The following is a 12892-nucleotide window of genomic DNA, read 5'->3' as shown; positions in this document are numbered from 1 at the left end:
ATCCCTCCTGGCGTAATCCTGTTAGTAAATATCATCTCCAATAATGGAAAAAAGATGTAAAGGAGGAAGAAAAAAATCCTTCACCATTTTGGTGAAGGATTATCTTTTTAAGATTCTACTGGTTTTGTTAACCAAGCTAATATAACTTTGCCTGCATCAGATTCATCAATGACAAATGATCCGTTTGAATAACGGTCATTGAATCGGATTGATTCCACCTGCACTTCTTCGACTAGTCCTTTTTCTGTTTGCAGATGAACGGTATCTGCTTTACCTGCAATAAACATGCTGACAATGCGATGTGGATTAGCTTTAAGCTCTCTCAGCATCACAACGCCGCGTTTCGCTCTACCGCCATTCTCAAATTCTGCTAACTTCATTTTCTTCACAGAACCACGCTGTGTCATAATAACAACCGATTCATTGGCTTCATCCGTAATGATTTGACCGGAGACAACATAGTCATCTTCTTTTAAGCTTATGCCTTTCACACCAGCTGCCCTTGCTCCGACAATATTGACTTCTTCTTCATGGAAGCGAAGTGCATAGCCGAAATGAGTGGCGATGATAACACCTTTATTGCCGTCTGTCACTACGACATCGACTACCTCGTCTTCCCCTTTCAGATTTAGTGCAACAAGAGGCTTGCTGTAGCGCTGTGCTTTATAGCTTGTCAATTCGGTCTTTTTCGCCATGCCATTTTTCGTGAAGAACAGCAAATACTTGCCTTCCTCAAAGCTCTTAACTGGTATTGCATGAATAATGCTTTCATTTCTATCGATTGGAATAATGTTAGAAATATGCTGTCCAAGATCCTTCCAGCGGATATCTGGGAGCTCATGGACTGGGCAATATAAATAATTTCCTTTATTCGTAAACAGCAATACAACTTCAGTTGTATTAACATCCAATTTAGCTAAGATACGGTCTGAATCCTTCATGCCGAAGTCCTGACCATTACTTGCCGCATAGGAGCGCTGGCTAGTCCGCTTCACATAGCCTTCTTTTGTTACTGTTACGATAACATCCTCACTGCCGACAAGAACTTCGAGGTTGATTTTGATTTCCTCAATTTCAGCCTGAATCGCCGTTCTTCTGTCAGAAATAAAGCGTTTTTTAACATCTTTCAGCTCTTTTTTGATAACAGCAAGAAGTTTTTTCTCACTGGAAAGAATCGCTGTCCATTCTTCGATTTTCTTCGCCAGTTCTTCTGCTTCTGCAGTAAGCGCCGTGATATCCGTATTTGTAAGTCTGTATAGCTGCAAGGACACAATCGCTTCCGCTTGAGCTTCAGAGAATTGGAAGGATGCAATTAAATTATCCTTCGCATCTCGTTTATCCTTAGACGCACGGATTGTGGAGATAACTTCATCTAAAATAGACAGTGCCTTTATCAGACCATCAACGATATGCTGTCTTTCTTTCGCTTTTTGCAGATCATATTGCGACCTTTTTGTCACAACATCCTTCTGATGCTCAATATAAGCATCCAATAGCTCAATAATGCCCATCAGCTTCGGACGTTTATTATGAATGGCAACCATATTGAAGCTGTAAGTAATTTGCAGATCTGTATTCTTGTATAAATAATGGAGAATACCAGACGCGTCTGCATCTTTCTTCAGCTCTATGACAATGCGCAAGCCTGTCCGGTCTGTTTCATCACGGACCTCAGAAATTCCTTCGACTTTTCGATCAAGCCTGATTTCATCCATTTTCTTCACTAGATTGCTTTTATTTATTTCATAAGGTATTTCTGTTACGACAATTTGCTGTCTCCCGCCGCGAATATCTTCAATATCCGCTTTGCCTCTGACAATAATTTTGCCTTTGCCTGTTTCGTAGGCTTTTTTAATACCGTCTACCCCTTGAATAATGCCCCCTGTTGGGAAATCAGGGCCCTTGATATGCTTCATGATATCTTCTACGGTTGCTTTTGGGTTATCCATTCTTTCGATAACACCATCAATCACCTCACCTAAGTGATGGGGTGGAATGTCTGTTGCATAACCAGCCGAAATCCCTGTTGAACCGTTCACAAGCAAGTTCGGGAACTTTGCCGGCAGAACAGTCGGTTCTGTTGATGTGTCATCAAAGTTCGGAATGAAATCGACCGTTTTTTTATCAATATCCTTCAGCAGTTCTGATGATATTGCAGAAAGTCTTGCTTCTGTATAACGCATTGCCGCAGGAGGGTCGCCATCAATACTTCCGTTATTACCGTGCATTTCAATTAGCAGATTTCTGACCTTCCATTCCTGGCTCATCCGCACCATCGCTTCGTACACAGAGCTGTCTCCGTGAGGATGGTAGTTACCGATAACGTTACCGACTGTCTTCGCAGATTTTCTGAAGTTCTTGTCATGAACATTACCATCAACATGCATCGCATATAAAATCCGACGCTGAACCGGCTTCAAGCCGTCGCGGGCATCTGGCAGCGCCCGCTCTTGAATGATGTATTTACTATAACGTCCAAAGCGATCACCGAGAACGTCCTCTAAAGGCAAATCACGAAATTGTTCCGTTGAACTTGAACTCATGATTCATCCCCCTCCTCTGCAACCACAATATTTTCATTTTCTAATATATTGCCTTCCTCTTCGAGTCCGAACGCAACATTTGACTCAATCCATTTCCGTCTAGGTTCTACCTTATCACCCATCAGTGTTGTGATGCGGCGTTCCGCTCGTGCGATATCATCGATCTTAACACGGATTAATGTTCTTGTTTCAGGATTCATCGTTGTATCCCAAAGCTGATCTGCATTCATCTCGCCTAATCCTTTATAACGCTGTAGCACATAGCCCTTACCGACCTTTTTGATAGCGTCCTGCAGGTCATCGTCGCTCCATGAATACTCAATAACCTCTTTTTTTCCTGAGCCTCTGCTTACCTTGTATAACGGCGGTAGTGCGATATACACTTTTCCTGCTTCCACAAGCGGCTTCATATAACGATAGAAGAATGTGAGCAGCAGCACTTGAATATGCGCGCCATCCGTATCAGCATCTGTCATGATGATAACTTTGTCATAATTGGAATCATCGATATTGAAATCCGCTCCGACACCTGCTCCAACCGCATGAATAATAGTGTTGATTTCTTCATTTTTAAAGATATCAGACAGCTTTGCTTTTTCTGTGTTGATAACCTTACCTCTTAATGGCAGAACGGCTTGGAAGCGTCTGTCTCTTCCTTGTTTAGCAGAGCCGCCTGCAGAATCACCTTCAACTAGATACAATTCGTTTTTCTGCGGGTTTTTTGACTGTGCCGGTGTCAGCTTGCCTGATAGCACTGTTTCGCCGCGCTTTCTTTTTTTGCCGCTTCTGGCCTCTTCCCGAGCCTTTCGCGCCGCTTCCCTTGCTTGGTATGCTTTAATGGCTTTTTTGATTAGCAGTGTGCTCGTATCAGGATTTTCCTCAAAGAAGTAGGAAATATGCTCGGAAACGACTGCATCGACAGCGCTTCTTGCTTCACTTGTACCAAGCTTGCCTTTCGTTTGTCCTTCAAATTGCAGAAGGCTTTCCGGTACGCGGACAGAAACAATCGCAGACAAACCTTCTCGTATGTCTGATCCGTCTAAGTTCTTATCTTTATCCTTAAGCAGGCCGACCTTGCGGGCATATTCATTAAACATTCTCGTCATTGCTGTCTTGCTGCCCGCTTCATGTGTTCCGCCGTCCTTTGTGCGGACGTTGTTAACGAAGGAGAGAACATTTTCTGAATAGCCGTCATTAAATTGGAAAGCGAATTCTACTTCAATCCCGTTGCTTTCCCCTTCTAGGCTAACAACCGGGTGCAGAGTATCCTTCTCTTCATTCAAGTACTCAACGAAAGCTTCAATTCCGTTGTCATAATGAAAGACAGCATGGACATCATTGCGCTCATCTATTAATTCGATTTTAAGTCCTTTTAATAAAAAGGCTGACTCTCTCAGCCTCTCTGAAAGCGTTTCAAAATTATAAGTAGTTGTAGAGAAGATGGAAGGATCCGGCTTAAAGTGAATAGTCGTGCCAGTTTGATTTGTTTTGCCTAGCTTTTCAAGCGTAGTAACTGGCTTTCCTCCATCTTCAAAACGCTGTTCATAGATAAAACCGTCTCTTTTTATTTTAACGACAACCCACTCGCTCAAGGCGTTGACAACTGACGCACCTACACCATGCAGACCGCCGCTCGTCTTGTATCCGCCTTGTCCGAACTTTCCGCCTGCGTGCAGGATCGTAAAGATTACTTCAGGTGTCGGCTTGCCGATTTTGTGCATCCCTGTCGGAAGTCCTCTTCCTTTATCCTGTACACTGATAGAATTATCTTTATGGATTTTTACAATGATTTCTTCACCGAATCCGGCTAATGCTTCATCGACAGCATTATCTACTATTTCATATACAAGATGATGCAACCCTCTTGAATCTGTGCTGCCTATATACATACCGGGACGCTTTCTTACAGCTTCCAGTCCTTCCAGCACCTGTATGGCATCATCGTTATAGTCAAATGGTTGTTGATTTTTCGCCACAGACATACCCCTTTCACCTCAAAAACACGACATATTATCTTTTTATGTAGCATGTCGAACAATTGTTTATGTATTCGTCTATAATTTCATTTATCCTCTTTGTTTGCAGGATTATTTTTTCTTTATCTTTTTGCCATCTATAGTGGACGAAGCACACTATTTTATGCATTTGATAAAAAAATACTAAAATCAGAACGTTTGTTCTTATCATATAATAGCAGCATTTTTTCTACAAGCATATTGATATATCGAGTTACTCACAAAATAATCGATTAAATTCAATATTAAACCAAGAAAGCTAAAAGAGAAAAGCTTTTTTTAATAGGTTTCGTTTATGCATCTTAATTATGTTAACACATATTTCTTATAAAAAAAACGCTAACTACCGTTTCTCTGACGGGCTATCCTCATAATAGCGCAGGGAGAAAATAAAAAAACGGATGCAAATAAGGTGCTTTTAAGACCGCTTCTTATGAGGGTCAAGTTACCTTATTGCATCCATATTTTATAGTTATTTCGTTAGAGCATGTTCTACTTTAATACAGCGGTCCATGATAACCGTATAGCCTTTATCTTTTAAAGAGTGAAAAGTTTCTTCATGAACAAGTCCTTGCTGTGCCCAAAAAACATCAGCATCGATTTTTTCAAATTCCGCCGCAACTTCTGGAAGAAATTCAGATCTTCTAAATACATTGACAATATCAACATGTTCTTTAATATCTGTCAGGCTTTTATATGCTTTCATTCCTAAAACTTCATCTACTGTAGGATTGACGGGGATGATGCTATAGCCTGCTTTCATCATGGCTTCTGCAATCATATAAGAAGTTCTTTCTGGATTGTCACTTAAACCGACAACTGCGATTTTTTTTGCCTTTTTTAATAGTTTGCCGATTTCTTCCCTGCTTGGGTTTTCGATTGCCATAGTATTGTTCCTCCTTTAATTAACCTTTATTTCTACTTTTATACTAGTGGACGTGTATCTGTTGATGCAACTAATATGAACTAGGCTTTGCTTACTCTGATTCCTTATCCTTGTCCTTTTTTTCCTTCTTTTCAGGCATTGCTCTGTAGATTTGCGTATGCATGCTGTTTTGTTCTATATTTTGCAAAAAGAACTCACCAATCAGCTTTTGATAGTCTTCATCCTCATTCATCTTTTTGCCTTGCAATTCCATTTCAGCCAATCCTTCGTACTCCGTTAAAAGGGCATATGTATGATCATTGCCTGAGATAGGCGTCAATATTTCTACTTTGTGTGAGTAATTTTCATTACTAAACTTTTTCAGCTCACGCAAATTTTCCAATCCTTCTTTGAATTTATCTTGCTTGAGTGAAAATGTTTGATATACATAAACGGTCATTTTTAAATTACCTCCAAAAAGTCAATTATGATATATTAACATTCCCTAAACAGCAAAAAAAATTCTAATCAATAACTAAGGAGCAACTGCTGTGCTCCTTAGTTATATTTATCTTTCCAATGCATTTAAGCGCTGATTAACTCTTTGCAAACTGCGCTCAAGCTGGTCAATATCTCTTTGCTGCTGGTTATTCTCCCGCTCTAGCTGATTTATTCTCCGTTCCAGCTGATCAATACGGCGATCCTGAGCTTCAATCCGTCTTTCTAACTGATTAAGCCTCCGCTCAAACTGTCTCCACTGTGGCTGTTGAAAAAGCTGTGACAGCTGGATTTGTCTGTTCGGATCTTCGTAATATCCTTGCGGGTATTGGTAATCATATTGAGTTTGTGGATAAGCGTAATTTACATAAGGGTACATATAGGCAACTCTCCTTTTTTTATGTCACCCATAAAGTATGCAAACTTCTTTTTTAGTGATATAGGCAAATGCCTAAATTGCCGTTTGTTAACTTGGCTTTTTTCATGGGACTATATATTTTTTCCTGACGATAGTCATATAGTACCTTAAAAGACGTAAAAACGGAGGCAAATTGATGAACCATATTGTTAAGCCCGGGGAGACTTTAACCCAAATCTCAAAAGACTATCGCATTCCATTAGCCAGTATATTAACAGCAAACCCAACAATCCAGCCAAACAGCATCTTCCCCGGACAAATAATCATCATACCCGGCTTACCGTCCCCTGAGAGTATTCCTTATCGAATAGATGTTTCGATAGGTAATAAAATATTGCGCTTGTTTAGAGGCGGTGTTTTGCAAAAGCAGTATCCGATTGCAGTAGGCAGAATGCTGTTTAGCACACCTGTAGGCAATTTTGTTATCATCAATAAAGCGCCGAATCCTGGAGGTCCATTCGGTACAATGTGGATGAGTCTTTCTAAAGAGCATTATGGTATCCATGGTACAAATGATCCTAGCTCCATTGGCAAAGCTGTATCAAGAGGATGTATTAGAATGCAAAACAAGGATGTGGAGGAATTAGCAAGCATTGCTCCTATTGGCACAGCTGTAGCCATTCATCCATAAACCTTATTAAATATAGTCTACAAATTCACGGACTGGCTTTCGGTATCCGCGCGGCTGTCTGCTGTCTGTTTTCTCCTTGCCAATGGTAATCATCAGCACCACCTCTTCCTGATCGGGAATCTGCAGTATTTCACGAACCTGCTTGTCATCAAATCCAATCATCGGGCAAGTGTCCCAGCCTTGATTCTTTGCTGCGAGCATAAACAGCATGGCAGAAAGTGAAGCATTACGAATTGCTTCTTCTTTTTGGAAGGTGTCACCTCTGTCTTCATAAAAGGAAGTTGTATCCTGAACTAAATGGTCATATTCCTGCTTGTTTACAATTCCGAGCATCTGCAGACCTTCATAGATTTCTGGTGCTTGTTTATAAGCAAGTTTGTTCCCAACTACCAATATAACAGCAGCAGCGCTTTTTACTTTGTATTGACCGTTTGCGGCATTTCTTATTTCAGCTTTTTTCTCATCATCTATAACGGCAATATACCTTGTATGCTGTAAATTAAAAGCAGATGGTGCTAGCTTAACCGTTTCAAAAATACTATTTAACTCTTCTGTTGAAATCGGGTTTCCTTCCAAAAAGTTGCTCGCAGAGCGTCGTGATTTAACTAGATCTAAAAATTCAGCCATGATTTGTTTCTCCTTCGATTTTATCTTCATTTAATATATCTTGAATTAAAGATATATTAAATGAAGTCCTTTGTAAAGCTTTTTACTTCCTGTTTTGCCAATAAAAAAACTGCCATTAGAGGCAGCTTTTTTTATGAGAAGCGTTTAATAGAAAAAGGTGAGATATTATATTCTGTCTTCCCCTTTGTTGCTAAGTCACTTAAAATTTTACCGACCACACTGCTGAATTTAAAGCCATGGCCTGAAAAACCTGCCGCAATGGCGACATTGGCGTAATCAGGATGAAGATCAATTATAAAGTCTTCATCAGGTGTCAATGTATATGTGCAAGTTTTGCCAAACTTCAGCTCATCTGTTAATGGCATATAAGTGGAAAGAAACTGCCCTACATCTCCCTCATCCTCGGCAAGCTCACCAAACGGGCTGATTGACTGGCCTGGTTGTATTTCAACACCGCCGCCGTCATGTCTGCCTATTTTCAAACCAGCTTGTTCGATGCTTGGAAAGCCGTAATACATGCCTTTTTCCGTTTCAAAGGAAAAGGCCGGAAAGTTTTCACTAGAATAAATGGCTTCATCAGCATGGAACCAAGCAAACGTCTTCCTTGTCGGTTTTAATGGCAGCGTTAAACCTAGAGTAGCTAACAGCTTGCCTGCTGATGCGCCGCCGCAAATGATAAGAGCGTCTCCATAATAGTTATTGGTTGCCGTTTTTACGATTGCCTTCCCATTATCCATCTGCAATTCTAGTACTTCTGTATATGTAAGAAGATCTGCTCCCTTTTTAATAGCCTGCTCTTTATATGCTTCAATACAAGTTTCGCTTTTAAGCACTCCTGACGATTTTTCAAAGCAGCCGATATAATCAGCCGGTAGCTTAATGCCAGACCACCGCTCCATTACTTCACTTGCTTGCAGCACTTCCACTGGCAGGTTATATGTTTTCGCGCTATATATTATGTTTTTCATAAATGGTGAATCTGCTTTGCCGACATTTAATACACCTGTCTGCAAAAACAGCTGCTTGCCTGATACCTCTTCAAGCTCGCCCCAAAGCTCCTGTGCTTTTAACGCCAAAGGAACATACTCAGCACCTTCCCCGTATGCATGACGGATAATTCTTGTTTCGCCATGGTGGCTTCCATGTGCATGAGGAGGGTCATAGGCATCAATTAACAATGTCTTTTTTCCTTGTTCCGCTAAATAATAGCCTGCTGCCATCCCCATGGAACCGGCACCGATGATAATCGCATCATATTTTGTCAAAATATTTCCTCCTTCTCTTCCGCTAAACGTTAACTCTCTTTTTTTATATAGCCAATCATACCATTGTTGCACAGCTTGAAAAATAAAAATTTTCTAATAAGAGTTAATAATTGGGCTTCTTCTTAAAAAAAGTAGATAAGCTCATTAACAGCAAGCCGACATACCCTATACAGAAAACTCGCAACGGAAGGTGATTACATGCAATTTGGACCATATCAACCTAATTTCCCTTGGGGGCAAGGTCAACAAAGCTATCCATACGGCGGCTGGCAGCAAGGTCAGCAGAACTATCCGTTTGGTGGCTGGCAGCAACAAGGCTATCCATACGGCGGTTATCATCAATATCCTGGAGGGTATCATCAAGGTTTTCATGACGATTATCCATACGGATGGCATAAACCCCACCAAGATTGGCATAAGCCATACTACCCGCAAGATTCATGGAAAAAAGGCTACCATCATCCACAAGGTCATTGGGATGACTGGCATAAGCAATATCCACAAAGATAGTCACGATAAAAGAGGTGAGTGATCTCCTCTTTTTTCTATCTGACACTAAAAAAAGAGGAAGCGTCATTTAAGGAGGAGCATGAGAATGGAACATAACGAACGTCCGCAGCATTTAGCATGGCATGAAACATTAGAAATACATGAATTAACAGCATCACAATCAGTAGCATTAATGAAATTGAAACTCGCACTTCCAACGGTGACAGACCCAGAACTAAAAAGGCTGTACACAAAGGCTATTGAAGGTTTAACAGCTAATATAAAAGACTTGCTTGAATTCTATCCGTTAGCACCGAGAGAGGAAGACGAGGAAGAGGACTTGCGAAATCAAGCATTAACACCTTTTCTGGCAGGAGATTTACTTGGTCTATTTAAAGCAAGTGTCAAAAATTATGCGGTTGCCATTACTGAAACAGCTACACCTGAATTAAGAAAGGTGTTAAAAACACATATAAACAAAGCGATTGATTCACACGAGGAAGTATTCCACTATATGTATAAAAAGGGGTATTACCCAGCTTATGATTTAAAGAGTCTGCTGCAAAATGACGTTAATCTTGCAAAAAAAGCGCTTAATAAATAGTCATTCGTTTTAGTTGTGAAAACAGTAAACACCCCTCTTATAAGGATAAGAGGGGTCTGTTATTATGCTTGATTAGATTTCGTTTTTAATACTGCCACTGGTCTTGTTGCCAATGATACAACCGTAAGGACAACTAAGTTAATAATCAAGGCAATAATACCAACGTTGAAGTCCTTAATTGCTTGCGGCAAAAATGGGAACAATGTTCCGACAGTCGTGCCTGAAACTGTCACATAAGTAACCGTGGCAACACCTGCGATAATACCAGCAAACGCTCCTTGTTTCGTAACAAAATTATGTATCATTAAGCTGAACAATAAGGTCGGAAACAATTGTGTTACAAGGCTGTATCCCATTAACAGCAAAGCAACAAGCGTTCCGCCGCCATTAAATGTAACGATTACGGAAATGAGTGCCACAACAGGTACAAGATAACGGGCCATGCTTGTGACTTGCTTGTCTGTTGCACTTGGTCGTAACACTTTATAAACGTTTTTCGCAAGCAAGGTTGCTGCTGCCATAAGAATCATCGAGCCAGGAACAAGAGCAGTCAAAATACCTGCCGCACCGATAATTCCTACCACCCATGGATCAAATGTCTGGATAGACAAACGAAGCAGTGCTAAATCCGTATCTGCTCCAGTTAATGTTGGCACTTGCAGAATCGCTGCAAAGCCTACGAAGAATACGAATAAAAGGACTAATTGATATAATGGCATGAAAATAGCATTTTTTCGGAAGGCTTTCTCTCCTTGAGAGGAATAAATGGAACCGAATGTATGCGGCCACATATAAAAGCCTAATGCTGTAAGTAAAACAGTTGTTACAAACCAAGAAGAGCTTTGTCCTGAATCAGGCAATGATAAAAAGCCTGCCTTCGCTGTGTCAATTGCTTCAAACATTGGCTGAATCCCGCCATAATAATGGTGCGGAAGATAAATTCCCAAAAATAAGACCACAACAAGAATAAGAATATCCTTCGCAACAGCAGTCCACGCAGAGCCGTGAATACCTGAGACCATTACATAGACGGTTACAACGATAATGCCGATCCAAATCGCCACAGTTGGTGAAATATGGCCATAAGAAGCCTCTGATACAATAATTCCAAGCCCTTTCAGCTGCAGAACAAAATAAGGAATCATCGCAACAAACCCTACAAGCGAAACAAGAATTCCTAAATACGGGCTGTTGTATTTGCTGACGAAAAAGTCTGATTGAGACACAAGCTTGTTGTCTTTTGCGTAGCGCCAGATTTTCGGAAGCAAAAAGTATGACATAATATAAGCAAGAGCACCGTATGAAATAATATAATAGGTTGGGCCGCCTTTACTATATGCCCAGCCGCTTCCTCCAAGGAAGGTGAAGGTTGTATAAATTTCCCCTGCCATCAGCACGAATACTAAAACGGAACCGAATCCTCTTCCTCCTACAGACCATTGTTCTAAATCCATGTCTTTTCCTTTTTTTGCCCGAATACCTAAAAAGATAGATAGTAGCATCGTAGCAAAAATAATTACTAATGCAGCATTCATTCTGTTTCACCTTCTTTATTTTTTGGATCGATTTTATAGATAATTGCCATAATGACAGATGTCAGGACTGTCCATAATACACACCAAAACAGCAGAAATGGCATTCCTAGTACGTATGGTGTCACTTGATTGAATACATAGGCTCCGCCCAGCATGAAAACGAACGGAATCAGCGCCAATACTTTAATCATTTGCTTCCCTTCCTTCTGCTGCTTCTAACAGCTTTAATGCACTGTAAACAAATAAGTTTACGCCCTTTTCAAGGGAGTCTTCATCGATTTCAAAGCGGGCATGGTGATGAGGAAAGTCAGCCCCTTTTTGCGGGTTTCCGGCACCTATATAGAAGAATGATCCTTCTGCTACTTGCTGGAATGCAGAAAAATCTTCTCCGCCCATATTTGGCTTCATTCTGTCGATCGCATCGTTGCCATACACTTCTAACACTGTTGCTTCTAACACCTCTGTAACGCGGGCATCATTGATGACAGGTCTGTAGCCGAACTCATATTTAAAGTCGTAAGTCGCTCCATGTGCGTCTGTAATACCTTTGATGACTCTTTCCATTAGCTTTGGAACTTCCTTGCGCAAGTCTGGATCAAAGCTGCGAACTGTTCCGCATATCTCAACAGAACCTGGAATTACATTATGCGTTGTGCCTCCGACGAACTTTGTCACAGACAAAACGAGATTATCAAGAGGATCTGTGTTTCGTGAAACGATATGCTGCAGGTTTGTGACCACTTGAGAAGCAATCGCAATCGAATCAACTGTTTGATGAGGAAGAGCAGCATGTCCTCCTTTGCCGTTGACATTAAGATAGAAGGTATCAGGTGATGCCATCATCGGTCCATAAACGATTCCGATTTTGCCGATTTCAAGTGGGGACCACAAATGGGCGCCAATTACTGTATCAACCCCGTCCATTACTCCTGCTTGGACCATTTCCTCTGCTCCACCTGGGAACAATTCTTCTGCATGCTGGAATAACAAACGGATTTCTCCTTCGATATGGCTTTTAAGGGAGGATAATACCTTTGCTGCACCTAAAAGCATGGCTGTATGTCCATCATGACCGCAAGCATGCATCACGCCAGGATTTTGGGAAGCATATTCACTTTCGTTTTCTTCTTGTATCGGAAGTGCATCCATATCAGCGCGAATGGCAATAACTTTGCCAGGTAGAGCTCCGATAATTCGGCCAACTACACTGGTTTTTGTCGGGCGGGTTAGTTCAATATTGCCAAATGATTTTAATTGGTCATATATATATTGAGACGTTTTTTCCTCTTCAAAGCTTAATTCTGGATGTTGGTGAAGATGGCGGCGCCATGTGACAACCTCTTCCTTCACTGCATCTATGCTTGCTTGTATAAAAGATTTTGTTGCTTCCATTATGTATCAC

13 protein-coding genes are annotated in these 12892 nt (G+C 40.9%); 3 read left to right on the top strand and 10 right to left on the bottom strand.

All coding sequences use genetic code 11. The features are described 5' to 3' along the window. Window positions 1-107: 107 nt before the first annotated feature. The 5 genes from parC to M3600_RS11525 all read right to left on the bottom strand — a co-directional run bounded on the left by parC (window position 108) and on the right by M3600_RS11525 (window position 6300). Window positions 108-2543, bottom strand: a complete 2436-nt coding sequence (gene parC, locus M3600_RS11545) for a DNA topoisomerase IV subunit A (protein ID WP_233313825.1) — start codon at window positions 2541-2543, stop codon at window positions 108-110. After that, window positions 2540-4519 (bottom strand): DNA topoisomerase IV subunit B, encoded by a 1980-nt coding sequence (parE, locus tag M3600_RS11540; protein ID WP_237942292.1) that lies wholly within the window; start codon window positions 4517-4519, stop codon window positions 2540-2542. Before parE ends, parC begins: the two co-directional genes overlap by 4 nt. A 511-nt stretch (window positions 4520-5030) precedes the next feature. Further along, window positions 5031-5444: a CoA-binding protein gene (locus tag M3600_RS11535; protein WP_251646055.1), complete on the bottom strand. Its 414-nt coding sequence runs from the start codon at window positions 5442-5444 to the stop codon at window positions 5031-5033. Window positions 5445-5535: 91 nt separating this feature from the next. After that, window positions 5536-5883 carry a hypothetical protein gene (locus tag M3600_RS11530; protein ID WP_233313822.1) on the bottom strand — a complete coding sequence of 116 codons (348 nt, stop codon included), beginning with the start codon at window positions 5881-5883 and terminating at the stop codon, window positions 5536-5538. A 108-nt stretch (window positions 5884-5991) separates the two neighbouring features. Next, on the bottom strand, window positions 5992-6300 hold the full coding sequence (locus M3600_RS11525; protein WP_233313821.1) for a hypothetical protein: 309 nt from the start codon (window positions 6298-6300) through the stop codon (window positions 5992-5994). Between the two features lie 175 nt (window positions 6301-6475). Here M3600_RS11525 and M3600_RS11520 point away from each other — a divergent pair, with 175 nt between their 5' ends. Then, window positions 6476-6970, top strand: coding sequence for a L,D-transpeptidase family protein (locus tag M3600_RS11520; RefSeq protein WP_233313820.1), 495 nt, complete (start codon window positions 6476-6478; stop codon window positions 6968-6970). Window positions 6971-6976: 6 nt separating this feature from the next. Here the strand turns inward: M3600_RS11520 and M3600_RS11515 are convergent, their stop codons facing one another. Then, window positions 6977-7597 (bottom strand): nitroreductase family protein, encoded by a 621-nt coding sequence (locus tag M3600_RS11515; RefSeq protein ID WP_237941441.1) that lies wholly within the window; start codon window positions 7595-7597, stop codon window positions 6977-6979. A 131-nt stretch (window positions 7598-7728) separates the two neighbouring features. Further along, window positions 7729-8862 carry an N-methyl-L-tryptophan oxidase gene (solA, locus tag M3600_RS11510; RefSeq protein WP_251646053.1) on the bottom strand — a complete coding sequence of 378 codons (1134 nt, stop codon included), beginning with the start codon at window positions 8860-8862 and terminating at the stop codon, window positions 7729-7731. A 198-nt stretch (window positions 8863-9060) separates the two neighbouring features. Between solA and M3600_RS11505 the strand changes: the two genes are divergently transcribed. After that, a complete protein-coding gene (locus M3600_RS11505; protein ID WP_233313817.1) occupies window positions 9061-9372 on the top strand; it encodes a hypothetical protein in 312 nt (103 codons plus the stop codon). Window positions 9373-9451: 79 nt separating this feature from the next. After that, window positions 9452-9955 (top strand): spore coat protein, encoded by a 504-nt coding sequence (locus tag M3600_RS11500; RefSeq protein ID WP_285854777.1) that lies wholly within the window; start codon window positions 9452-9454, stop codon window positions 9953-9955. Window positions 9956-10017: 62 nt separating this feature from the next. Here the strand turns inward: M3600_RS11500 and M3600_RS11495 are convergent, their stop codons facing one another. From M3600_RS11495 to M3600_RS11485, 3 genes are read right to left on the bottom strand one after another with little or no spacing between them, the layout of a single operon-like run. Next, complete coding sequence (locus M3600_RS11495) at window positions 10018-11490, bottom strand: sodium:solute symporter family protein (protein WP_251646049.1); 1473 nt, start codon at window positions 11488-11490, stop codon at window positions 10018-10020. Next, window positions 11487-11681: a DUF3311 domain-containing protein gene (locus tag M3600_RS11490; protein WP_233313814.1), complete on the bottom strand. Its 195-nt coding sequence runs from the start codon at window positions 11679-11681 to the stop codon at window positions 11487-11489. The genes M3600_RS11495 and M3600_RS11490 overlap by 4 nt, the downstream gene beginning before the upstream one ends. After that, the gene (locus M3600_RS11485) at window positions 11674-12882 is read right to left on the bottom strand and encodes a M20 family metallopeptidase (RefSeq protein ID WP_251646041.1); all 1209 of its coding nucleotides are present in this window, start codon (window positions 12880-12882) and stop codon (window positions 11674-11676) included. The genes M3600_RS11490 and M3600_RS11485 overlap by 8 nt, the downstream gene beginning before the upstream one ends. Window positions 12883-12892 lie beyond the last annotated feature (10 nt).

It is taken from the genome of Niallia sp. MER 6 (assembly GCF_023714395.1).
Classification (GTDB): domain Bacteria; phylum Bacillota; class Bacilli; order Bacillales; family Cytobacillaceae; genus Niallia.
Note: the sequence above shows the minus strand (reverse complement) of the source record. Positions and strands in the feature narration are given on the sequence as shown.

What these genes read in the sequence shown, in the direction of transcription:
- M3600_RS11495 (WP_251646049.1), bottom strand. Translation starts at nt 11,490, where the DNA reads ATGAATGCTGCATTAGTAATTATTTTTGCTACGATGCTACTATCTATC.
- M3600_RS11505 (WP_233313817.1), top strand. Translation starts at nt 9,061, where the DNA reads ATGCAATTTGGACCATATCAACCTAATTTCCCTTGGGGGCAAGGTCAA.
- M3600_RS11525 (WP_233313821.1), bottom strand. Translation starts at nt 6,300, where the DNA reads ATGTACCCTTATGTAAATTACGCTTATCCACAAACTCAATATGATTAC.
- M3600_RS11485 (WP_251646041.1), bottom strand. Translation starts at nt 12,882, where the DNA reads ATGGAAGCAACAAAATCTTTTATACAAGCAAGCATAGATGCAGTGAAG.
- M3600_RS11490 (WP_233313814.1), bottom strand. Translation starts at nt 11,681, where the DNA reads ATGATTAAAGTATTGGCGCTGATTCCGTTCGTTTTCATGCTGGGCGGA.
- M3600_RS11530 (WP_233313822.1), bottom strand. Translation starts at nt 5,883, where the DNA reads ATGACCGTTTATGTATATCAAACATTTTCACTCAAGCAAGATAAATTC.
- M3600_RS11535 (WP_251646055.1), bottom strand. Translation starts at nt 5,444, where the DNA reads ATGGCAATCGAAAACCCAAGCAGGGAAGAAATCGGCAAACTATTAAAA.
- M3600_RS11515 (WP_237941441.1), bottom strand. Translation starts at nt 7,597, where the DNA reads ATGGCTGAATTTTTAGATCTAGTTAAATCACGACGCTCTGCGAGCAAC.
- M3600_RS11500 (WP_285854777.1), top strand. Translation starts at nt 9,452, where the DNA reads ATGAGAATGGAACATAACGAACGTCCGCAGCATTTAGCATGGCATGAA.
- parC (WP_233313825.1), bottom strand. Translation starts at nt 2,543, where the DNA reads ATGAGTTCAAGTTCAACGGAACAATTTCGTGATTTGCCTTTAGAGGAC.
- M3600_RS11520 (WP_233313820.1), top strand. Translation starts at nt 6,476, where the DNA reads ATGAACCATATTGTTAAGCCCGGGGAGACTTTAACCCAAATCTCAAAA.